Annotated in this window: 16 protein-coding genes; 6 read left to right on the top strand and 10 right to left on the bottom strand. The window is 69.7% G+C overall.

From position 1 onward, the window contains the following. Positions 1 to 2 precede the first annotated feature (2 nt). From kce to J2851_RS06050, 10 genes are all read right to left on the bottom strand, one after another. Complete coding sequence (gene kce / locus J2851_RS06095) at positions 3 to 941, bottom strand: 3,5-dioxohexanoate:acetyl-CoA acetone transferase (protein ID WP_209764972.1); 939 nt, start codon at positions 939 to 941, stop codon at positions 3 to 5. Positions 942 to 1,111: 170 nt separating this feature from the next. Next, a complete protein-coding gene (locus tag J2851_RS06090; RefSeq protein ID WP_209764971.1) occupies positions 1,112 to 2,659 on the bottom strand; it encodes an acetolactate synthase large subunit in 1,548 nt (515 codons plus the stop codon). Beyond that, positions 2,656 to 3,708, bottom strand: a complete 1,053-nt coding sequence (locus J2851_RS06085; RefSeq protein ID WP_209764970.1) for a histone deacetylase family protein — start codon at positions 3,706 to 3,708, stop codon at positions 2,656 to 2,658. The genes J2851_RS06090 and J2851_RS06085 overlap by 4 nt, the downstream gene beginning before the upstream one ends. A 161-nt stretch (positions 3,709 to 3,869) precedes the next feature. Further along, a complete protein-coding gene (locus tag J2851_RS06080) occupies positions 3,870 to 5,099 on the bottom strand; it encodes a Zn-dependent hydrolase (protein ID WP_209764968.1) in 1,230 nt (409 codons plus the stop codon). Positions 5,100 to 5,122: 23 nt separating this feature from the next. Continuing rightward, on the bottom strand, positions 5,123 to 6,076 hold the full coding sequence (locus J2851_RS36505; RefSeq protein WP_209764966.1) for a ketopantoate reductase family protein: 954 nt from the start codon (positions 6,074 to 6,076) through the stop codon (positions 5,123 to 5,125). 10 nt (positions 6,077 to 6,086) lie between these two features. After that, complete coding sequence (locus J2851_RS06070; protein WP_209765076.1) at positions 6,087 to 7,763, bottom strand: ABC transporter ATP-binding protein; 1,677 nt, start codon at positions 7,761 to 7,763, stop codon at positions 6,087 to 6,089. Beyond that, positions 7,763 to 8,638, bottom strand: a complete 876-nt coding sequence (locus J2851_RS06065; protein WP_209764964.1) for an ABC transporter permease — start codon at positions 8,636 to 8,638, stop codon at positions 7,763 to 7,765. Before J2851_RS06065 ends, J2851_RS06070 begins: the two co-directional genes overlap by 1 nt. Beyond that, positions 8,635 to 9,615, bottom strand: a complete 981-nt coding sequence (locus J2851_RS06060) for an ABC transporter permease (protein WP_209764962.1) — start codon at positions 9,613 to 9,615, stop codon at positions 8,635 to 8,637. Before J2851_RS06060 ends, J2851_RS06065 begins: the two co-directional genes overlap by 4 nt. 201 nt (positions 9,616 to 9,816) lie before the next feature. Continuing rightward, positions 9,817 to 11,427: an ABC transporter substrate-binding protein gene (locus J2851_RS06055; protein ID WP_209764960.1), complete on the bottom strand. Its 1,611-nt coding sequence runs from the start codon at positions 11,425 to 11,427 to the stop codon at positions 9,817 to 9,819. 31 nt (positions 11,428 to 11,458) lie between these two features. Next, the gene (locus J2851_RS06050; protein WP_209764958.1) at positions 11,459 to 12,769 is read right to left on the bottom strand and encodes a M20 family metallopeptidase; all 1,311 of its coding nucleotides are present in this window, start codon (positions 12,767 to 12,769) and stop codon (positions 11,459 to 11,461) included. A gap of 235 nt (positions 12,770 to 13,004) precedes the next feature. On the opposite strand from J2851_RS06050, the gene J2851_RS06045 reads away from it, so the two are divergent. The 6 genes from J2851_RS06045 to J2851_RS06020 all read left to right on the top strand — a co-directional run bounded on the left by J2851_RS06045 (position 13,005) and on the right by J2851_RS06020 (position 21,831). Beyond that, the gene (locus tag J2851_RS06045) at positions 13,005 to 14,003 is read left to right on the top strand and encodes a LysR family transcriptional regulator (protein WP_209764956.1); all 999 of its coding nucleotides are present in this window, start codon (positions 13,005 to 13,007) and stop codon (positions 14,001 to 14,003) included. 153 nt (positions 14,004 to 14,156) lie between these two features. After that, the gene (locus tag J2851_RS06040; protein ID WP_209764955.1) at positions 14,157 to 14,528 is read left to right on the top strand and encodes a hypothetical protein; all 372 of its coding nucleotides are present in this window, start codon (positions 14,157 to 14,159) and stop codon (positions 14,526 to 14,528) included. A gap of 178 nt (positions 14,529 to 14,706) precedes the next feature. Beyond that, on the top strand, positions 14,707 to 16,494 hold the full coding sequence (gene treS, locus J2851_RS06035) for a maltose alpha-D-glucosyltransferase (protein ID WP_209764953.1): 1,788 nt from the start codon (positions 14,707 to 14,709) through the stop codon (positions 16,492 to 16,494). A gap of 359 nt (positions 16,495 to 16,853) precedes the next feature. Further along, on the top strand, positions 16,854 to 19,778 hold the full coding sequence (locus tag J2851_RS06030; protein ID WP_209764950.1) for a PAS domain-containing sensor histidine kinase: 2,925 nt from the start codon (positions 16,854 to 16,856) through the stop codon (positions 19,776 to 19,778). After that, entirely contained in the window at positions 19,775 to 21,385 is a 1,611-nt protein-coding gene (locus tag J2851_RS06025) for a sensor histidine kinase (protein ID WP_209764948.1), read from the top strand. Before J2851_RS06030 ends, J2851_RS06025 begins: the two co-directional genes overlap by 4 nt. Then, the gene (locus J2851_RS06020; RefSeq protein ID WP_209764946.1) at positions 21,382 to 21,831 is read left to right on the top strand and encodes a response regulator; all 450 of its coding nucleotides are present in this window, start codon (positions 21,382 to 21,384) and stop codon (positions 21,829 to 21,831) included. The genes J2851_RS06025 and J2851_RS06020 overlap by 4 nt, the downstream gene beginning before the upstream one ends. Positions 21,832 to 21,841 lie beyond the last annotated feature (10 nt).

Below are 21,841 nucleotides of genomic sequence, written 5' to 3'. Positions count from 1 at the left end.
CGTCAAAAACTTACAGCGTCGCCGCCCTTGAGGTCGAGCATTGCGCGCGCCTCCTCCGGGGTCGCGACCTCCAGCGCCAGCCCCTCGATCAGTTTGCGCAGGATGGTGACCTGCTCCGCGTTGGAGGTGGCGAGGCGGCCGGGGCCGGCCCACAGGTTGTCCTCCAGCCCGACGCGCGCGTTGCCGCCCAGCGCCAGGGCCTGCGCCGCGATGGGCATCTGGTTGCGCCCGGCACCCAGCACCGACCAGACATACTGGTCGCCGAACAGCCGGTCGGCCGTGCGCTTCATGTGCAGCACGTCCTCCGGATGCGGGCCGATGCCGCCGAGGATGCCGAACACCGACTGCACGAACAGCGGCGGCGTCACCAGCTTGCGGTCCAGGAAATGGGCCAGCGTGTAGAGGTGCGAAATGTCGTAGCACTCGAATTCGAACCGCGTGCCGTTGCCGGAGCAGGTCTTCAGGATGTATTCGATGTCCGCGAAGGTGTTCTTGAAGACGCGGTCCCGGCTGCCCTCCAGATAGGGCTGTTCCCAGTCGTGCCGGAACTCCGTAAAGCGGTCGAGCATCGGGTACAGGCCGAAGTTCATCGACCCCATGTTGAGCGACGCCACCTCCGGCTTGAAATGCGTGGCGGGGCGCAGCCGCTCCTCCACCGTCATGGCAGCACTACCGCCGGTGGTGATGTTCACGACCGCCTTGGTCGCCTGCTTGATGCGCGGCAGGAATTGGCCGAACAGCGCCGGATCCTGCGTCGGCTGCCCGTTCTGCGGGTCGCGGGCGTGCAGGTGGACGATGGCCGCCCCGGCCTCCACCGCCGCAACGGCATCCGCCGCGATCTGGTCGGGCGTGACCGGCAGGTGCGGCGACATGGAGGGGGTATGGATGGAGCCGGTGACCGCGCAGGTAACGATGACCTTGCGGGTTGGTTTCTTGGACATGCTGTTCCTCCCTTTTATAAAACTCCTTCTCCCCTCCGGGGAGAAGGTTGGGATGAGGGGGCGGCCGCAGGCCGGAAACGCAGCCTCATTGCAGAGCGTTGACGCCCTTCGGGCGCCCCCTCACCCTAACCCTCTCCCCAGAGGGGAGAGGGGACTTGGCGCGTGGCTCGTCAGATCACCGCTTCGATCAAAAACGGCCCCTTGTGCGCGAAGGCCGCCTTCAGCAGGCGGTTGAAGCTGTCGGCATCCGTCGCCTGCCCGGCCTCCACGCCCATGCCGCGGGCGAGGCTGACCCAGTTCAGGTCCGGCCGGCCGATGTCCGTGCAGTTGCGCGCGTTCTCGCCCATTTCCTTGAAGCCGAGGTTGCCCAGCTCCCATTGCAGGATGCCGTAGCGGCGGTTGGCGAAGACGATGGTCACCACCTCCGCCCCTTCGCGCGCCTGGCTCCACAGGGCCTGCAGCGTGTACATGCCGCTGCCGTCGGCCTGGAGGTTCACCACCTTGCGGTCCGGGCAGGCGATGGCGGCACCCAGCGCCAGCGGCATGCCGATGCCGATCGACCCGCCGGTGATGGTCAGCCAGTCGTGCGGACGGGCGCCGGTGCAGGGGGTGTAGGCCATGGTGCTGGAGGTCAGCGCCTCGTCCACCACCACGGCGCCCTCCGGCAGCAGCGCGGCGAGCGACTGGCCGATGCTGTCGGCGTTCAGCGCCCCGGTGGCGAGGCCGGGCAGGGCGAGGGACTGCGTCGGTTCCGCGTCACCGGCGGCCCCAACCTCCTCCGCCAGCTGGCGCAGGGCGGCGAGCGCGTCCGCGCCCGGCGGGGCGACGTCGTGGATGCGGCAGCCGTCGGGGGTGAGGCGGCTCGGCTTGCCGGGATAGCCGAAGAAGGCCACCGGCTCCGTGGCGCCGATCAGGACGACATGCTTGGCCCCGGCCAGCGCCGCGATGGCGAGGTCGATGGGGTAGGGCAGGCGCTCCACCGCCACCCGCCCGGCGCCGCGCTCGATGCGGGTGGCGCCGGTGTGGGCGAAGACCTTGGCACCGGTCTTGGCGGCGATACGGCCGGCGAGGGTCAAGCCGGCGGCGCTGGTCGCCGCACCGTTCAGCAGCAGCACGACGCGCGCGCCGCCCCGCAACGCCTCGGCAGCCTTGCGCGTCGCACCGGCATCCGGCGCGGCGGGGGCGGGCGGCTCGACGACGATGGGCTCGACCGCCGGGGTCTCGTCCCAGGAGGAGTTGGACGGCAGGATCAGCGTCGCGACCTGCCCCGGTGGGGTCAGGGCGGCGCGGATGGCGTCGGCCGTGTCGCGGGCGACCGAGGCCGCGTCCGGCACCGTGCGCACCCAGCCCGACATGGGGGCGGCCAGCGCCTCCACGTCGGAGGTCAGAGGCGCGTCGAAGCTGCGGTGCCACGTCGCGTGGTCGCCGACGATGTTCAGCAGCGGCACGCGGGCGCGCCGCGCGTTGTGCAGGTTGGCGAGGCCGTTGGCCAGCCCCGGCCCCAGATGCAGCAGCGTCGCCGCCGGCGTGCCGGTCATGCGGGCGTAGCCGTCGGCGGCCCCCGTCGCCACGCCCTCGAACAGGGTCGGCACGCAGCGCACGCCGGGCATGGAGTCGAAGGCCGCCAGCGCGTGCAGCTCCGACGTGCCGGGGTTGGCGAAACAGGCGCCCACCCCGTTGGCGATCAGTGTCTTGACGAGGATTTCCGCCCCGATCATCTCTTCGTTCCCCCCTCGAAGCCGTCCAGGAAGCTCGCCAGGTTGGCGGCGAGCGCGTCGCAGTCGTAGCCGCCCTCCTGCACCAGCACGGTCGGCAGGCCGGCCCCCGCGATCTTGCGGCCAAGCAGGCCGAAGCCCGGAGTCGTCACTTTGAAGAAGGCCAGCGGGTCGCCGATGTAGGTGTCGAAGCCCAGCGACAACACCAGCGCCTGCGGCCCGAAGGCGGCGACCTGCGCCAGCGCCTGGTCGACGGCGTCGAGGAAGGTGGCCTCCTCCGTGCCCATGGGCAGGGGGATGTTCAGGTTGCTGCCGAGGCCGACGCCCTTGCCGCGCTCGTGCGCGTAGCCGGCGAACCAGGGGTAGAAGTTGTTCGGATCGCCGTGGATGGAGATGAACAGCACGTCGTCGCGGTCGTAGAAGATCGCCTGCGTGCCGTTGCCATGGTGCACGTCCACGTCCAGGATGGCGACGCGCGGCGCGCGGCCCTGCTGGGCGTAGAGCGGCAGCATCGCCTGTGCGGCGACCGCGGCGTTGTTGATGTAGCAGAAGCCCCCGGCCATGTCGCGGGAGGCATGGTGCCCCGGCGGGCGGCACAGCGCGTAGGCCGTCCGCTCCTGCCCGCTCGCCACCAGCGTCGCCGCGTGGGCCGCGGTGTCGGCGCCGCCGCAGACGGCCTCCCAGGTGCCGGGGCCGATGGGGCAGGCGGTGTCCGCCATGTGCCAGCCGGCCTGCCCAACGATGCCCGTCGGGTACTCCGCCATGTCGGTGTTGCGGTGGACGTTGGGGATGATGACCTCCGCCGCGTCGGGCAGCGCCGACCAGCGCGCGTAGGCGGTCTCCAGGAAGCGCAGGTAGTCGGCCGAATGCACCGCCGCGCGCGGGCCGGCGCCGTAGGACGGAGGCTCCTCGACCGTGACGCCGCGCGCCCGCAGCGACCCGACGAGCGCCTCCGCCCGCTCCGGCTTCTCCGGGCAGGGCTTCGGCTGGCCGCGCACCAGGAAGGTGGGCGGACGATGGCGCAGCTGCGCTTCGGCAAAAACATAACGCATGGATGGGGGCTCCTGGTTCTGTCCCCTCTCCCCTCTGGGGAGAGGGTTAGGGTGAGGGGGCGCCCGAAAGGGCGTCAACGCATGCTCATTGCAGGGCTCGGACGGCCTGCGGCCGCCCCCTCACCCCGACCCTCTCCCCAGAGGGGAGAGGGAGGTATAGATTACCCAGCCGTCGCCAGGACGGCGTCGGCCAGCACGGCGCAGCCGCTGGCGGCATGGTCCGGCCGGATGTTTTCCGCCTCGTTGTGGCTGAGGCCGCCTTCGCAGGGGATGAAGATCATGGTCGTCGGCACCTTGCGGGCGACATAGACCGCGTCATGGCCCGCCCCGGACACGATGTCGCGGTGGGTGAGGCCACGGCGCTGGGCGGACTCGCGCACACGGTCGACCAGTTCCGGCGCGAAGGGCGTCGTGGGGAAGGCCCAGAAATCGGTCAGCTCCAGCGTCAGGCCGCGTTTCTCGGCGATGGCCGCCAGCCGTTCGCGCAGCATCGCGTCCATGCGGGCCAGCGCGTCGGAATCGGGGTTGCGCAGGTCGGTGGTGAACCAGACCCGGCCGGGGATGACGTTGCGGGAATCCGGGTGCACCTGCACGCGGCCGATGGTGGAGCAGGCGTCGCCGCCGACCTCCAGCGCGATGGCCTCCACCGCCTCCATCATCACGGCGGCCCCGGCCAGCGCGTCGCGGCGCAGGCGCATGGGCGTCGGGCCGGCGTGGGATTCACGCCCCGTGACCGTGGCCTCGTACCAGCGCTGGCCCTGGGCGCCGGTGACGACGCCGATCTCGAACCCTTCGGCCTCCAGCACCGGACCCTGTTCGATGTGCGCCTCGAAATAGGCGCCCATGACGTGGCCGGTGACCGGGACCGTGCCCTTGTAGCCGATGCGCGCCAGCTCGTCGCCCAGCCGCAGCCCGTCGCTGTCGCGGATGTCCAGCACATGGTCGAGCGTGAAGACGCCCATGGCAGCACCCGAGCCCAGCATGGGCGGGGAGAAGCGGGCGCCCTCCTCGTTCGTCCAGACGATCAGGTCGATGGGCGCGTCCGTCTCGATGCCCTGGTCGTTGAGGCTGCGGATCACCTCCAGCCCGGCCAGCACGCCGTAGATGCCGTCGAAGCGCCCGCCGGTCGGCTGGGTGTCCAGGTGGCTGCCCATGCAGACGGCCGGGCGGTCCGGGTTGCGGCCGGGCCGGCGGGCGAAGATGTTGCCGACCTCGTCCACCGTGACGGTGCAGCCGGCCGCCTCGCACCAGGAGACGAACAGGTCGCGCCCCTGCCGGTCGAGGTCGGTCAGCGCCAGCCGGCACAGGCCGCCCTTCGGCGTCGCGCCGATCTTCGCCAGATCCATCAGGGTCCGCCACAGGCGGTCGCCGTCGATGCGCAGCTCAGACATGGTCCCTAATCCCGTATTCGATATTATCGTTGTGTCCTGGTGCGGATCAGCGCCCGCAAGGTGTTCAGGGTCGGCATGGGCACGTTCGCCCGCGCCGCCAGTTCCAGCGGCGCGTCGAGCACCGCCTCCAGCTCCGCCCGCCGGCGGGCGTCGAGGTCGGCCGTCAGGTCCGGCCGGATGCGGCCCGGCTGCTGGGCGAGCGTCCACAGCTCGTCCAGCCCGACGGTCATCGGATGGCCGAGCGCGGCGGCAAGCTCCGCCAGCTCCCGCACCAGCGCTTCCAGCGTCGGGTGCAGGTCGGTCCGGCCGACGATCTCCGGGGCCGACAGCCCGGACGTGATCCCCAGCGCGCCGAAGGCCAGCGGCGGCAGCAGCGCGTCCCAGACCTCCGCCCGGACATCATCAGCGGCGACGGCGTTGAAGCCGCCGGCCCCGAACAGCGTGACGAGGTCGCCGACCTCCCCACCATTAACCGCCGGCCCGAGCGCCAGCCTCAGCCCGCCGAGATGCCGCAGGTAGGTGGCGGAGCGCCGCTGCACCGCCATGCGCGGCACCGCGCCGACGATCCGCTCCGCCGGGATGGCGTTCCACAGCAGCCCGTGGGGGTCCACCGACGCCAGCGGCCGGGCGTCCTGACCGTTTCCCGCCGGAAACCACCAGGGCACGCCGCCGACCACAACGACCAGCCGCGTCTCCCGCCCCAGCAGCGGCGGCAGCAGTTCCAGCACCTCCGGCAGGGTCGGGGCGGGGACGGCCAGCACCACCGCGTCCTGGGGACCGAGCGCCAGCGTGTCGTCGGTGACCTCGGGCCGCACCGTAACCGGCTGGCCCGCCGGCCCTTCGACCGACAGCCCATCCCGCCGCAGCGCGTCGAGCGTCCGGCGCCGGGAGACCAGCGGGACCGGCAGGCCGGCGGCGGTCAGCCGCGCGGCGATCAGCCCCCCGATGGCCCCCGCCCCGATGACGGCGATTTTCACCGGGGCGTCCTCAGGCGCTCGTGCGCAGGGCGGCGCCGTGCCGGCCGGTGGCCATCACGTCCTCCGGAATGGACCAGCCCTTGCCGGGGATGGCGTCGAGCAGCTGGCGGGTGTAGGCGTGCTGCGGGTTGCCGAACACGTCGCGCGCCGGCCCGATCTCCACGATGCTGCCCTTCTGCATCACCGCGATGGTGTCGCAGATCTGCGCGGCGATGCGCAGGTCGTGGGTGATGAACAGCATCGACAGGTTCAGCCGGTGCCGCAGATCCTCCAACAGATCCAGCACCTGCGCCTGCACCGACACGTCCAGCGCCGACACCGGCTCGTCCGCGATCAGCAGCTTCGGCTCCAGCGCCAGCGCGCGGGCGATGGAGATGCGCTGGCGCTGCCCGCCGGAGAACTCGTGCGGAAACCGCTCCGCCGCCGAGGCGTCGAGCCCGACCAGCTTCAGCAGGTCCTTCGCCTTCTCCAGCGCCCGGCCGCGGTCTTCGCCGAAGGCGATGGGCCCCTGGGTGATGATGTCGCCCACGGTGTGGCGCGGGTTCAGCGACGCGTAGGGGTCCTGGAAGACCATCTGCACGTGCCGGCGGTAGGGGCGGAAGGCCGTCCGCGACAGCGACAGCAGGTCCACCCCCTCGAACATGATCCGGCCGCTGTCCGGCTTGATCAGCCCGACGATGGACCGGCCCAGCGTGGACTTGCCCGACCCGGACTCGCCGACCAGCCCCACCGTCTCGCCCTGGCGGATGGTCAGCGACAGTTGGTTGCCGGCCACCACGGTGCGGCCCGGCGTGAAGAAGCCGCCGCCGATGTGGAAGGTCTTGCACACCTTCTCCGCCGTCAGCACGGGCTTGCGGTCCGCGCCGAACGCCTCGCGGTGTTCGATCAGGTGCGGGACGGCGGCGATCAGCTGGCGGGTGTAGGGGTGCTGCGGCCGGTTCAGGACCTCGGCCGCCGGGCCGATCTCCACCAGCTTGCCCTTCTGCATCACCGCGACGCGGTGCGCGATCTCCGCCACCACGCCGAAGTCGTGGGTGATGAACATCACGCCCATATGGCGCTTGGCCTGGATGTCGCGGATCAGCTCCAGGATCTGCTTCTGGGTGGTGACGTCCAGCGCGGTGGTCGGCTCGTCGGCGATCAGCACGTCGGGCTCGACGGCCAGCGCCATGGCGATCATCACGCGCTGCCGCTGCCCGCCGGACAGGCGGAACGGATAGCTGCGGCGCAGCTGGTCCGGCTCCGGCAGGCCGACGGAGGCCAAGAGATCCACCACCCGCGCGCGGCGCGCGGCGCGGTCCAGCGTGGTGTGGTAGCGCAGCACCTCGTCGATCTGGTCGCCGACCCGCATCAGCGGGTTCAGCGCCGTCATCGGCTCCTGGAAGATCATGGCGATGCGGCCGCCGCGAAGCGCCCGCTGGTCGCTCTCCGGCAGGCTCAGCACGTCGGTGCCGTCGTGGCGGAGGACGCCGGAGGAGACCTTCACCGCCTTCGGCAGCAGGCCCATCACCGCGTGCGCGGTCATCGACTTGCCGGAGCCGGACTCGCCGACGACGCAGAGGATCTCGCCGCGCTCCAGCGTGAAGGTCAGGTCCTCGACGGCGTGCGGCCGGTCGGCGCCGCGCGGCAGGTCGATCGTCAGGTTGCGGACGTCGAGAAGCGGGGCGTTGCTGTTGCTCACGGTCATCATGCCCGGCCCTTCCGCGCCAGCTTGGGGTTCAGCGCGTCGTTCAGCCCTTCGCCCACGAGGTTGAGCGCGAGCACGGTCAGCAGGATCGCGATGCCGGGGAAGAAGCTCATCCACCAAGCCTGCCGGATCACGGTGCGGGCGGCGCCCACCATGTAGCCCCAGCTCATCAGGTTCGGATCGCCGAGCCCGAGGAAGGAGAGGGAGCTTTCCAGCAGGATCGCCGTCGCCACCATCAGCGAGGCCGACACGATGATCGGCGACAGGCTGTTGGGCAGGATCTGGCGCCAGATGATCGTCAGGTTCGACTGGCCGGTGGTCACGGCGGCCTGCACGAACTCGCGGCTCCGCAGGCTCATGAACTCGCCGCGCGCAAGGCGGGCCAGCGGCGGCCAGGACACGATGGCGATGGCCAGTACGATGGAGGTCAGCGACGGCGTGAAGATCGCCACCAGCACGACGGCCAGCACGAAGTTCGGGATGGTCTGGAACAGTTCGGTGAAGCGCATCACCGCGTCGTCCACCCAGCCGCCGTAGAAGCCGGACACGGCCCCCAGGCACACGCCGATCAGCACGGCGACCGCGGTGGAGGTCAGCCCGATCAGCAGCGACACCCGCGCGCCGTGCGCGATGCCCGCCGCGATGTCGCGGCCCAGCGTGTCGGAACCCAGCAGCGCGTCCTCCGAGAAGGGCGGCTCGAACGGGGCGGCGGTCATGTCCCAGGGGCTGGTCGGGAACAGCACGTCGGCGAAGATCGCCATCAGCACGACCAGCAGCAGGAAGACCAGCCCCAGAACCGCGCCCTTGTTGCGGGCGAAGGCGCGCCAGAAGCCGGAGCCCTTGCGGCGCGAGGGGGTAATGACGGCGGCGGTCATGGTGCCACCTCGATGCGCGGATCCACCAGCGAATAGATCAGGTCGGTCAGCAGGTTGAAGATCACCACCACCACCGAGGTCAGAAGGAAGATGCCCAGCAGCACCTGATAGTCGCGCTGCAACACGGCCTCGAAGGCGAGGCGCCCGATGCCGGGGAGCGCGAAGACGGTCTCGATCAGGATGGAGCCGCCGATCAGGTGGCCGGCCTGGAACCCCGCCACCGTGATGACGGGCAGGATGGCGTTGCGCAGGATGTGGACCGACACTATGCGCCATTCCGGCAGGCCCTTGGCCCGCGCGGTCTTGACGAAGTCCATGTCGCGCACCTCCAGGATGGAGGCGCGGGTCAGCCGCGTGTAGACGGCCATGTAGAAGAGGCCGAGCGTCACGACCGGCAGCACCAGATGCTCCAGCCGGTCGACGAAGGCCGCCCAGCCGGTGTAGCCGGCGCCGATGCTCTCCGTCCCGAAGGCCGGCAGCCAGCCGAGGTTGACCGAGAACAGCAGGATCAGCATCAGCCCGATCCAGAAGATCGGCGTCGCGTAGGCGGTCAGGCCCACCACGGTGATGGCGGTGTCCGACCAGGTGCCGGCGCGCATCGCCGCCAGCGTGCCCAGCGCCACGCCGCCGATCAGCGCCAGCACGAAGGACGTCAGCGTCAGCGACAGGGTGACGGGCAGGCGGTCCATCAGCAGGTCGAAGACCGGACGCTGCTGCCGGTAGGAATAGCCGAGGTCGGCCTGCACGACCTTGCCCATGTAGGTGCCCAGCTGCTCGTAGAGCGGCCGGTCGAGGCCGAACTGCTGGCGCAGCTGTTCGACGAACTTGGCATCGGCGGCCCCGGCCTCTCCCGCCATCACCGCGGCGGGATCGCCGGGTGCCGCGTGGACCAGGAAGAAGTTGAACACGGCGATCGCCAGCACGACGAACACCGCCTTCACCAACCGTTGCGAGATGAACACGGCGATGCGGGGCATGTAAGCACTCCCAGGGCAAAGTATTGCCCCCTCCCTAACCCTCCCCCGCTCTCGGCGGACCGAAGGTCCGCCTGCCGCGTCAGCACAAGCTTCGCTTGTGCGAGAGCTTCGCAGGGGAGGGGACCAACTCCCTCCCCTGCGAAGCGGGGGAGGGAAGGGGCCCGCGGCGAAGCCGTGGGAAGGGAGGGGGCAATCGCGCCCTTACTTCTTGACCATGTAGACGCTGTCGTAGCTCTCGTTCACGCCGATGGCGGTCGTGATCGCGTTCTTGAAGCGCTTGTCCACGAAGGTCGGGAACTCCATCTCCAACAGCCAGGCGACGGGCACGTCCTCGACCAGGATCTTCTGGGCGGCGGAGTAGAGCTGCTGGCGCTCCTCGTCCTTGTTGGTCTGGGCGGCCTGGGCGAACAGGCGGTCGACCTCGGGGTTGGTGTAGCCCATGGTGTTGGAGAACATCACGCCCTTGCGGATGTTGTCGGACACGTAGGTGCGCGACACGCCCAGCGCCGGGTCGCCGTACTGGTAGACGAAGTTGAAGGTCATGTCGTAGTCCCAGTTGGACACGCGGTTGACCCATCCGGCGCTGTCGGTCGTCTCCAGCGTCACGTCGACGCCGACGCGCTTCATCGCCTGCTTGACGTACTCGCCCAGGCGCGTCCAGGTCTCGCCATAGGGCATGACCAGCAGCTTCACCTTGGCGCGGGTGCCGTCGGAACCCTTCTTGTAGCCGGCCTCCTCAAGCAGCGCCTCGGCCTTCTTCGGATCGAAGTCGTACTTCTTGACGCCCGGCTCGTAGAAGCGGGTGACCGAGTTGACCGGGCCGGTCGCCGGGCGGCCGAGGCCGAACCAGATCTTGTCGCGGATGAACTTGCGGTCGATGGCGTGCATCATCGCCTGCCGGAAGCGCTTGTCGTCCAGCGGCTTGTTGCGCGTGTTGATCTCGATCCAGGACAGCGGCGCGAAGAACTCGTAGCCCTTGGTCGTCATCTCGACGTTCGGCAGGCTCTTCAGGCGCGGGACGTCGAAGGTCTCGATGTCGTTGAACTGGGTCTGCTGGACGGTGCCCTGCTCCACGGCGACGGCGCGCGAGGCGGCGTCGGGGATCACGCGGAAATAGATGTCGTCCAGATAGGGCTTGCCGGCCTTCCAGTAGTCGTCGTTGCGGACGAGGTGGATGTAGGAGCCCTTGACCCACTCCTTGAACTTGAAGGGGCCGGTGCCGATCGGCGTGGCGTTGGCCGGGTTGGCCTTGTAGTCGCTGCCGTCGTAGATGTGCTTCGGCATCATCGGCGCCGAGGACACTTCAAAGGACTGCAGGAACGGGCCGAACGGCTCCTTCAGGGTGAAGCGGACGGTGTAGTCGTCCAGCGCCTCGATCTTCTCGGCCTTGGCGAAGACGGCGCGGGCGCGCGGGTGCGTCTCCATCAGCATCTTGGAGGTGGAGAAGACCACGTCGGCGGCGGTGAAGGGCTTGCCGTCGTGCCACTTGGCGTTCTTCACCAGCTTGAAGGTGTAGACCTTGCCGTCCGGCGACACTTCCCAGCTCTCGGCCAGTTCCGGCTGGGGCTTCAGGTTGAAGTCGTAGGTCAGCAGGCCCTGGTAGATCTTGCCGGCGACCGTCTGCGTCGGCCCCTGCTGGTTCAGGCCCAGCACCAGGATCGGCGGCTCCGGCTGGACGATGATGTTCATCGTGCCGCCGCGCTCCTGCGCGACCGCGACGGTGGGGGCGGACAGCAGGGCCGGGGTGGCCAGCGCGGCGGCGAGCGCCGCGGCGGTCAAGGATTGTCGAATATAGCGCAGACGGTTGCTCATGTAGGAAGCCTCCTTATTCTTTGTTTGAAACTCAGGAAACAGTTTCCAGCCCGCACCACTCCGCCATGAACAGCGCGAGCACCGCGGTCACCTTGGCGAGGCTGTCGAGCGACACCGACTCGTCGATGCCGTGGATGCGCTCCGCCTCCGGGCCGTAGCAGGTGGCCGGCGTGTCGCCGTAGAGCATGAAGTTGCGGACGTCCGTCGTGCAGGTCTGCGCCAGCTTGGGCGCCGGCGCGCCGAAGATGGAGCGGTGGGCGGCGTCCAGCGCCTCCAGCATCGGGTGGTCGGGGTCGATCACGCAGCCTTCCGCCTGGAAGCCGCGGAAGATCACCCGCGCCTCGATGCCCTTCAGGTCGGCGTCGGTGCGGCAGGCCTCGGCGACCGTGCGCTCGATCTCCGCGCTGACGTCCGCCGCGGCGCGGCCCGGCGGGAAGCCGAAGCGCAGTTCCATGCGGCAGCGGGTCGGGACGGAGGAGGCCCACTCGCCGCCGTCGATGCGGCCGACGTTCAGGTTGTAGGGGTGGTGATGGTGGGCGTAGGCCGGGTGCCGCCCCTCCGGATGGTTCCAGGCCGATTCCAGCTTTTTCAGATGCATCAGCAGGCGATGGGCGGCCTCGATGGCGTTCAGCCCGGCGCCGGTGTCCAGCACGTGGGCGGGGCGGCCGGTCACCTCCAGCTCGCAGCGGATCACGCCGACCTGGGCGATCTGGAGCGTGTGGTTGAACGGCTCCGGGATCACCGCGGCGTCGGCCTTGTAGCCGCGGGCGACGCAGGCGAGCGCGCCGTTGCCCGTGCACTCCTCCTCCACCACCGTTTGCAGGAAGACCGGGGCGGCGGGCTGGAGGCCGATGCTCTTCAGCGCCTTGAAGGCCATGACGAAGGCGACGATGCCGGCCTTCATGTCGCCGGCCCCGCGGCCGTACAGGCGGCCGTCGCGCACCACCGGCTCGAACGGGCCGGCGGACCACAGCTCGGCCGGGCCGGTCGGCACCACGTCGATGTGGCCGTTCAGGATCAGGGATTTGCCGGTTGCCTGCCGCGGCTTGTGGATGCCGACGACGTTCTCCCGCCCCTCGTAGGAGATCAGCGAGGGCGACCAGCCGGGCTGGGCCTTCAACGCCTCCTCGTCGATGGCGAAGCGGTCGATCTCCAGGCCGAGGCCCCGGAAGACGCCTTCCATATGGTCCTGCGCCGGCCCCTCCTGCCCGAGCAGGCTCGGGAACCGGACCAGGTCGGCGAGCAGGCGCACTCCTTCCTCGCGCAGCATCGTCACCGCGTCCAGGATCGCGTCCCGGTTCGCGGCCGCAATGCTCCGCCCATCCTCATGGGATGCGGGCATGTCGACTCCGTTCTTACCACTTCCCCGCGCGGTCGTCCGTCCGGTCCGCACAATCCCCGCAAAGAATTGGGGACATCCACGACCTTTGGACTATGCCCCACCATTTCGTCTGTGCTGATCGGGTGGGGCATCGACCGCTGACTACGCCCGTATTACAATTCAGCTTCTCATCGCCCGCCAAATCGATAATCCTCATCCGCGACATAAATCAGATTTATGGGGCGGGACTTCGTCGATGGCGACACGCGACCTGGAGCGGCTCGGCCAGCATCTGGACTGGAACCTGCTGCGCACCTTCATGGTGATCGTGCAGGAGCAGGGCGTCACCCGCGCGGCCACCCGCCTGTGCCTGACCCAGCCAGCGGTCAGCCAAGCGCTGAAGCGGCTGGAGGACCAGCTGGGCCGCACCCTGATCGAGCGCGGGCAGGGCCGCTTCCGCGTGACCGAGGCCGGGGAGGTCATCTACGCCGAGGTGCTGGAGATCTACGGCAACATCTCCCGATTCGGGGTTCTGGTGCGCGACATCCGGGAGGAGATCTCCGGCCACATCCGCATCCTGCTGGCCAGCCGCATCCATTCGCACCTGTTCGACCGCATGCTGGAACGCTTTCACGCCACCCACCCCCAGGTGACCTTCCGGCTGGACGTGATGGCCAGCGCCGACGTCCACACGGCGATCCAGCAGAAGACGGGGTCGCTCGGCATCTGCCTGATGCGCGAGCCGCCGCCGCTCGTCGAGCACGCGCTGTTCATGCGCCAGCTCTTCCGCTTCTACTGCGGCCCGCGCCACCCGCTGTTCGGGCGCCGCGACCTGTCGCTGAACGACCTGCGCGGCGAGAAGTTCGTCTCCTTCACCTCCGACCAGATCGGCGGGGTGCTTTCGCCGCTGACCGTCTTCCGCGCGCAGGAGGGGATCGAGAGCCGCGTCGTCGGCGCCTCGGTCAACCTGGAGGAGGTGCGCCGCATGATCGTCGCCGGGCTCGGCATCGGCCCGCTGCCGCAGCATGTGGCGGAGCGCGACGTGCGCGACGGCCTGCTCTGGCCCTTGCCGCCGGAGGAGGGGGTGGCGCCGGTGGACATCCACCTGCTGTGGAACCCCGCGGCCAAGATGAACCGGGCGGAACGCGCCTTCATCGAGCTGTGCCGCGCCGCCGTCGAGGCGATTCCGCTCGACCGCCGCTTCGACGCGGAGGCGGTGGACGCCTGGATCGGCCGGCAGTTCGAAGCGGCCTGACGCGCCTGCTCGTCGGGCGCTGTCCGGATGGGGAATTGACGCGAAATCTCCGGGACGGCTCGGCGCGCCGGGAGTTTGCCCTCCTACCCGGCCCCAAGCTCAAGAATGAGCGGGGCCGGGCGAACGATGAAAAATCCAGGAGGAGAGTCTCTCATGGCTCAGCAAGGTACGGGGAAGCACGGCCACAAAGACAGCCAGGAACCGCAACCGCACACCAAGGAGAACCAGCAGGGCGGCTCTCACGCCCGCGGCGGCCAGCAGGAGAAGGCCCAGGGCGGCAAGCAGCAGGAACGGTCGGAGCGCGGCGGCCAGCACGAGCGCGCCCATGAAGGCGGGCAAAAAGGCGGGCAGCAGGCCTCGCACTCCGGCAGCGACCGCGCCTCCGGCGGGGCGTCCGGCGGAGACGACCTGAAGCAGCGCGAATACAAGGACAAGGACGGCAACGTCCACCACCACACCCACACCTACATGGAACAGCACAAGGGCGAAGGCGGCGGCGAAGGCGGCGGCGGCCGCGACCGGTAACGCAATCTTCCGCTTATGAACCGACGCCGGGGTCCGCAGGGCGGGCTCCGGCGTTTCTGCGTTCGGAGCCTTGCGGGGGCTCATGAAAATCATGTCATGAAACCGAAAAGGCGAAACGCTGTTGTCCAGACAGCCAAACCGCGGGAGGCTGTCCGTTGCAACAACACATTGTCGATGCATGACCAACGATCACAAGTCCCCGCGGATCCGCATTGCCGAACGAACTGTTGTCGCTGGCGATCCGACCTTTTGGTACAAGGACGCCATCATTTATCAAACGCATGTTCGCGCCTTCAGCGATTCGAACGGCGATGGGATCGGTGACTTTCCGGGCCTGACCGCGCGGCTCGACCACATCGTCGACCTGGGGGCGAGCGCCATCTGGCTGCTGCCCTTCTTCCCGTCGCCGCTGCGCGACGACGGCTACGACATTTCCGACTACACCGGGGTCAATCCCGCCTACGGCACGCTCGACGACTTCCGCGACTTCGTGGAGGCGGCGCACGCGCGGGGCTTGCGCGTCATTATCGAGCTGGTGGTCAACCACACCTCCGACCGGCATCCCTGGTTCCAGCGGGCGCGGCGCGCGCCCAAGGGCAGCCCGGAGCGGGATTTCTACGTCTGGAGCGACACCGGGCACGAATTCGACGAGGCCCGCATCATCTTCCTCGACTCCGAGGTCTCGAACTGGGCCTGGGACCCCGTCGCCCGCGCCTACTACTGGCACCGCTTCTACGCGCACCAGCCGGACCTGAACTTCGACAACCCGCTGGTCGTGCGCGAGGTGAAGCGGATCCTGAACTTCTGGCTGGACCTCGGCGTGGACGGCTTCCGCCTGGACGCCGTGCCCTACCTGGTGGAGCGGCCGGGCACCGACGGCGAGAACCTGGACGAGACCCATTCCGTCCTGAAGATGATCCGGCGGGAGGTGGAGCGGCGCAACCCCGACTGCGTGCTCCTGGCCGAGGCCAACCAGCCGCCGGAGGACACGCTGTCCTACTTCGGCCGCGGCGACGAATGCCACATGGCCTTTCACTTCCCCCTGATGCCCCGCCTGTTCATGGCCGTTGCGCAGGAGGACCGCGGGCCGGTCGAGGACATCCTCGAACGCACGCTGCAGCTGCCGGACAGCTGCCAATGGGCGCTGTTCCTGCGCAACCACGACGAACTGACGCTGGAGATGGTGAGCGAGGAGGAGCGCGACTATCTCTGGCAGTTCTACGCGACGCACCGCCGCCTGCGCATCAACCTGGGTATCCGCCGCCGTCTGGCGACGCTGCTGTCCGGCGACCGGCGGCGGGTCGAGCTGATGAACGCGCTGCTGTTCTCGCTGCCCGGTACGCCCGTGGTCTATTACGGCGACGAGATCGGCATGGGCGACAACCCGTTCCTCGGCGACCGCGACGGGGTGCGCACGCCCATGCAGTGGTCGCCGGACCGCAACGGCGGCTTCTCCCAGGCGGAGCCGGTCGCGCTCTACCTTCCGCCGGTCTCCGACCCGCTGTTCGGCTACCAGGCGGTCAACGTCGAGATGCAGCGCGCCATGCGCTCCTCGCTGCTGAACTGGATGCGCTGGATCATCAGCGTCCGCAACGCCCACCAGGCGTTCGGGCGCGGCGGCATCACCTTCCTGAAGCCGGCCAACAAGGCGGTGATGGCCTACCTGCGCGACCACGGGCAGGAGACGATCCTGTGCGTCGCCAACCTGTCGGAAACCGCCCAGGCCGCCGCGCTCGATCTACCGGGGCACGCCGGCCGCGTGCCGGTCGACCTGTTCGCGGCGACGCCGTTCCCGGCCATCGCCGACGCGCCCTACACCGTGACCCTGCCGGGATACGCCTTCTTCTGGTTCAAGCTCCTGCCGCCGGACGAGGCCGGGAAGCGGACCGAGCGGCCCCTGGAGGCGCAGGACCGGCCGGACCTGCCGTCGCCCGACCGCCCGCTGCCCCGCCGCCCCATCGGGTGACCAATCGCCGGTCCCTGGCGTAAAAACATAGTGGGTGTCCTCTGGTAATTCTTTGTCGCGCACCGCGCCATTTCTTTTCCGAAAGATGGTTAAAGCAATTTTAAAGGTGTACATGTGACATTTTGCCAATAGACAGGTTGTGTTGACCGGGCATTCTAACGGGAATTCCAGGCGCTCGCGTGTTTGTTGAGTGTCTGATCCGTCCGCGAAACACACCGGCTTCTTCGGCTCCATTGATCAAGACCCGCCCATCCGATCCATTTACGGATCCCTCTGCACAGAACAGCGACGGCCACGGCCTTCCGACGCTGGATTCCCTGCGCTCTCCGGTGTGGCTGTTCGACCCGGACCGGTGCTGCATGCTGTGGGCCAACGGCAGCGCCTGCGCCCTGTGGGGGGCGACGGACATGCCGTCTCTGCTCGCGCGCGATTTCGCGTCGTCGCTGTCCGACACCTCGCGCACCCGCTTTGCGCTGTACGGGGAGGCCTTCGCGCGCGGCGAGACGGTGCGGGAGCAATGGACCTTCTTCCCGAACGGCCGCCCCGTGACGGTGGACTGCCTGTGCTCCGGCTGGCCCTACGAGGGGCGGACCGTCCTGCTGGTCGAAGGGCGCGAGGCGGCGACGGCCGCGGCCGAGGATGCGGAGCGCCGCAGCCTGGAAGCCCTGCGCCACTCGCCGGAGATGGTGTCGCTCTACCGCCACGACGGCGCCGTGCTGATGCGCAACCCCGCGGCCCAGCTGGCCTTCGACGCGGTGATGCCCGGCGAGCCGGACCGCTTCGCCGCCACCGTCATGGACGCGGCGCAGGGTTCGGCGCTGCGCCGGGACCTCGCCGACCGCCGGGAGACCACGGCGGTGGTCCGGGCCATGACGGGCCACGGGGAGCGCTGGCACGAGGTGGCGTTGCGCGCGGTGTCCGACCCGGCCACCGGCCTGCCGGCCATCCTGGCGATCCAGCACGACGTCACCGAGCGGATGCGCCTCCAGCGCGAGCTTCAGGCGAGCGAGGAGCGCCTGCAGATGGCCGTGGACGCCAGCCGCCACGGGCTGTGGGACTGGAACGTCCAGACCGGCGCCACCTATTACAGCCCGCGCTGGCAATCCATGCTGGGGCTCGAACCGGGCGAGGTGCCGTCCGACATCGGCGTCTGGGAGGAACGCACCCACCCCGACGACCGGGAGGCGATGCGGCGCGCTCTGGACGACCACCTCGGCGGGCGGACCCCGAGCTTCCTCTGCGAGTACCGGATGCGGGCCAAGGACGGCTCCTGGGTCTGGATCCTCGGGCGGGGCCGCGTGGTGGACCGGGGGCCGGACGGGCGCGCCCTGCGCATGGTCGGAACCCATTCCGACATCACCGAGCGCAAGGCGGCGGACGCCGAGCTGGCGGATTCGAAGGCCCGCCTGGACGCGATCCTGGCCAACGCGCCCGTCGGCATCTTCATCGTGGACGACGGGCGCCGCGTCCTGCGCGCCAACGAGGCGATGGCCGACATCTTCCAATGGCCCATGGACGCGCTGGTCGGGGCCGGCACGCGCCTCATGTACGGCGACGACGGAGTCTACGACGACATCGGCCGGCGCGCCTACCCGGTGATGCGGCAGGGCGAGACCTTCGCCGACACCATCCCCATGCGCCGCGCCGACGGGGGCGAGGTCTGGTGCCGGATCATCGGCCGCCAGATCCGCGCGGACGACCCGACGCTCGGCTATGTCTGGCTGGTCGAGGACGTCACCGTCCGCCGCCGGGCGGAGCAGACGCTGAACGACCGGATCGCCTTCCAGCGCGTGCTTCTCGACACGGTGCCGGTGCCGATCTTCATCCAGGACGTGTCCGGCTTCTGCATCGACGCCAACACGGCGCTGGAGGACTGGCTCGGGCTCGACCGGCAGGCGCTGTTCGGCCGGATGCTGTCCGATCTCGCGTCGGAGGAGCTGGCGCTGCTGGACGAGGCCGCGAACCGCGACCTGCTGGCCAGCGGACGGACGCAGACCTTCGAATCCCGGATCCGCTGCGTGGACGGCGTGCTGCGCGACGTGGTGGTATCCAAGGCCGTGTTCCGCCGCAACGGCGGCAAGCCCGCGGGAATCGTGGGCGCCATGGTGGACATCAGCGAGCGCAAGCGCGCCGAGCAGGCCCTGCTGGAGCGCCACGCCCTGTTCGAGCAGATTTTCGTCGCCAGCCGCGCGGTGAAGCTGCTGGTCGATCCGGACGGCGGACTCGTCGTGGACGCCAACCCCGCCGCCGCGGCCTTCTACGGGCATGGCCTGGACGCGCTGCGCGGGCTGCGCCTGGAGGACGTCAGCGCCCCCGCCGCGCCCGGCGCCAAACCCGACACCTCCTGGGCCCAGGGCGGAACCCAGGGTGGGGCCGGGACGCCGGGCGAGGGCGGCCGGACATTGCATTGCCGCCACCGCTTGGCGTCCGGCGAGATCCGCGACGTGGAGGTCTACGTCAGCCCGGTGCAGGTGAACGGGCGCCGGCTTCTCCTGACGCTCATCCACGACATCACGGAGCGGCGGCTGGCCGAGGAGGGCTTGCGCCGGAAGACGGCGGAGCTGGAGCGGTCCAACGCGGAGCTGGAGGCCTTCGCCTACGTCGCCTCCCACGACCTGCGGCAGCCGCTGCGCGTCATCAACAGCTACCTCGCCCTGCTGGAACGGTCCCTGGAGGGGCAGCTGGACGAGGAAACGACGGAGTTCATCGGGTTCGCCCGCGACGGCGCGCAGCGGATGGACCGTCTGATTGTCGACCTGCTGGAATATTCGCGGGTCGGGCGCAAGGCGAAGGCCTTCCGGCCGGTGCCGCTCGACGACCTCGTGAACACGGCGCTGCTGAACCTCCAGGTCGCGGTGGCCGAGGCGTCGGCGACCATCACCGTCGAAGGGCCGCTGCCCACGGTGGACGGCGACGAGAACGAGCTGATCCGCCTGTTCCAGAACCTGATCGGCAACGCGGTCAAGTACCGCACGCCGGACCGCGCACCCGTCGTGACCGTCGCCTGCGCCCGCGACTCCGACCGGGGGCTCTGGGTGTTCGACGTCCGCGACAACGGCATCGGCATCGCGCCCGAGCATCTGGAGCGCGTCTTCGGCATCTTCCAGCGCCTGCACCGGCGCGACGAGTATGAGGGCACCGGCGTCGGGTTGGCCGTCTGCAAGAAGATCGTGGAGCATCACGGCGGCGCCATCTGGGTGGACTCGGTGGAAGGCCAGGGCAGCGCCTTCCGCTTCACCTTGCCCGTGCGCCCTCTGCCCGTGCCGCAGGAGGAGGCGCCATGACGCCGCTCCTCCAGAAGGCGGCCGGGCCGGTGCGCCGCCACCGGCTGCACCTGTTCGGCATGGCCGCCGTCACCGTCCTGCTGGCCGTCGCCTTCTTCTGGGCCGACCGCTTCTACGTCCGCTACCTGATCGCGGAACGGAAGACGGCGGCGGCCGTCACGGCGGTCAACGTGGCCAGCGCGCTCTCCAGCACGGTGAACGAGCGTCTGGCGCTGGTGCGCGGCCTGACCGCCTTCGTGGACGTGGAGGCGAGGGCCGGCGCGCTGGACGACCGCTTCGCGGCCTTCGCGGAGGGGCTGCGGCGGTCCGTCCCCGGCGTGCGCAACATCTCCGCCGCACCCCGCTTCGTGGTCGCCAACGTCCACCCGCTGGAGGGCAACAAGAAGGTCATCGGCAACGCCCTGCTGTCCGACCCGCGGCCGGGCTTCGCCGAGACGGTGCAGCGCGCGCTGGTGTCGGGCGACGTGACGGTGCACGGCCCGATCGACCTGATCCAGGGCGGGCGCGGCCTGATCGCGCGGCAGATCGTCTTCGGCCCCGACCGTCCCTGGGGCGCGGTCGGCATGGTTTTCGACCTGCAACCCATCCTGGACGACGCCCGCCTGGACGCGCTGCCCGCCGACCTGTCCTTCCTGCTGCGGGCGGAGAACGGCGTGGTGGTGGCCGGCGACGCCTCGGTGCTCCGCGCTGCTCCCATCACCGAAAGCATCACGCTGACCGACGGGACGTGGGAGTTCTCGCTGGCCCCGAAGGTCGGCTGGCTGGCCGCGGCGCGCGCCGACCGCGCCTACACGGCCTTCCTCGGCGTGTTCGCCCTGCTGGCGCTGATGAGCGAGGCGCTGGCCCATCTGGTTCTCAGCCGGCGCCAGACGCTGGAACGGCTGGTCGTGCGCCGCACGCGCGAGCTGGACGGCGTGAACCGCGAGCTGGAGCGCTTCGCCTACGTCACCGCCCACGACCTTCAGGAACCGCTGCGCGCCATCGCCAGCTACACGCAGCTGCTGGAGCGCCACTTCGCCGGCCGCGTGGACGAGGAGGGGGCCGACTTCATCCGCCAGATCGTCGACGGCGCCGCCCGGCTGAAGATGCTTCTGCGCGACGTCCAGCTGTTCCTGGCGGAGGACCGCGTCGCCCTGTCGGTCAGGCCGGTTCCGGTGGAGGACGCGGCGCAGGCGGCCCTGGCCGCCCTGTCCAACCGCATCCGCGAGACGGGCGCCACCGTCACCGTCGAGGCGATGCCGGCCGTCATGGCCGACGAACGGCGCCTGCGGGAGATCCTGGTCGTGCTGCTCGGCAACGCGATCGAATACCGCCATCCCTACCGCGCCACCGAGATCACCGTGGCCCACCGCCGGCTGGCGAACCAGGACGCGATCGACGTGCGGGACAACGGCATCGGGATCGAACCGCAGTACCGCGAGCAGATCTTCGAGGTGTTCCGCCGCCTCCATTCGCGCGAGGAGCATCCCGGAACGGGCATGGGCCTGGCCATCGCGCGCAAGATGGCGGAGCGGATGGGCGGGCGGATCACCGTCGAATCCTCGCCGGGCATCGGCAGCACCTTCACCCTCCTCCTTCCCCACTCCCGCCTTCGAGGCCTGTCATGAGAGAGCCCGCGAAAACCGAGGACGCCGCCTTTGAAATCCTCCTGGTCGAGGACGATCCGGCGGACGCCGGGCTCGCCAAGCGGGCCCTGAAGGACGGGAAGATCGTCTGCCGCGTCAACCACGTCCGCGACGGTGTGGAGGCGCTGGCCTTCCTGATGCGGGAAGGCAGCTTCGCCGACGCGCCGCGGCCGGATCTTGTCCTGCTCGACCTGAACATGCCGCGGCTGGACGGCCGCGGCGTGCTGGAGGCGATGAAGGGCAACGACGAGCTGAAGAGCATTCCCGTCGTGATCCTGACCACGTCCGACGTGGACCGCGACGTCAACGCCAGCTACCTGCTGGGCGCCAACAGCTTCATCACCAAGCCCATGGACATGGACGCCTTCTTCGAGGCGATCCGCAGTGTCGAGGAATACTGGTTCCGCGTCGTCCGCCTGCCGCGCTGACGACTTGGAA

It is taken from the genome of Azospirillum rugosum, assembly GCF_017876155.1.
In the GTDB taxonomy this organism is placed as follows: domain Bacteria; phylum Pseudomonadota; class Alphaproteobacteria; order Azospirillales; family Azospirillaceae; genus Azospirillum; species Azospirillum rugosum.
This window is presented reverse-complemented; position numbering and strand designations above follow the sequence as displayed.

Coding starts and splice junctions, on each gene's coding strand:
- J2851_RS06025 (WP_209764948.1), top strand. CDS start 19,775: ATGACGCCGCTCCTCCAGAAGGCGGCCGGGCCGGTGCGCCGCCACCGG.
- J2851_RS06060 (WP_209764962.1), bottom strand. CDS start 9,615: ATGCCCCGCATCGCCGTGTTCATCTCGCAACGGTTGGTGAAGGCGGTG.
- J2851_RS06050 (WP_209764958.1), bottom strand. CDS start 12,769: ATGCCCGCATCCCATGAGGATGGGCGGAGCATTGCGGCCGCGAACCGG.
- J2851_RS06040 (WP_209764955.1), top strand. CDS start 14,157: ATGGCTCAGCAAGGTACGGGGAAGCACGGCCACAAAGACAGCCAGGAA.
- J2851_RS06020 (WP_209764946.1), top strand. CDS start 21,382: ATGAGAGAGCCCGCGAAAACCGAGGACGCCGCCTTTGAAATCCTCCTG.
- treS (WP_209764953.1), top strand. CDS start 14,707: ATGACCAACGATCACAAGTCCCCGCGGATCCGCATTGCCGAACGAACT.
- J2851_RS06085 (WP_209764970.1), bottom strand. CDS start 3,708: ATGCGTTATGTTTTTGCCGAAGCGCAGCTGCGCCATCGTCCGCCCACC.
- J2851_RS06030 (WP_209764950.1), top strand. CDS start 16,854: ATGCTGTGGGCCAACGGCAGCGCCTGCGCCCTGTGGGGGGCGACGGAC.
- J2851_RS06090 (WP_209764971.1), bottom strand. CDS start 2,659: ATGATCGGGGCGGAAATCCTCGTCAAGACACTGATCGCCAACGGGGTG.
- J2851_RS06080 (WP_209764968.1), bottom strand. CDS start 5,099: ATGTCTGAGCTGCGCATCGACGGCGACCGCCTGTGGCGGACCCTGATG.
- J2851_RS06045 (WP_209764956.1), top strand. CDS start 13,005: ATGGCGACACGCGACCTGGAGCGGCTCGGCCAGCATCTGGACTGGAAC.
- kce (WP_209764972.1), bottom strand. CDS start 941: ATGTCCAAGAAACCAACCCGCAAGGTCATCGTTACCTGCGCGGTCACC.
- J2851_RS06070 (WP_209765076.1), bottom strand. CDS start 7,763: ATGACCGTGAGCAACAGCAACGCCCCGCTTCTCGACGTCCGCAACCTG.
- J2851_RS06055 (WP_209764960.1), bottom strand. CDS start 11,427: ATGAGCAACCGTCTGCGCTATATTCGACAATCCTTGACCGCCGCGGCG.
- J2851_RS06065 (WP_209764964.1), bottom strand. CDS start 8,638: ATGACCGCCGCCGTCATTACCCCCTCGCGCCGCAAGGGCTCCGGCTTC.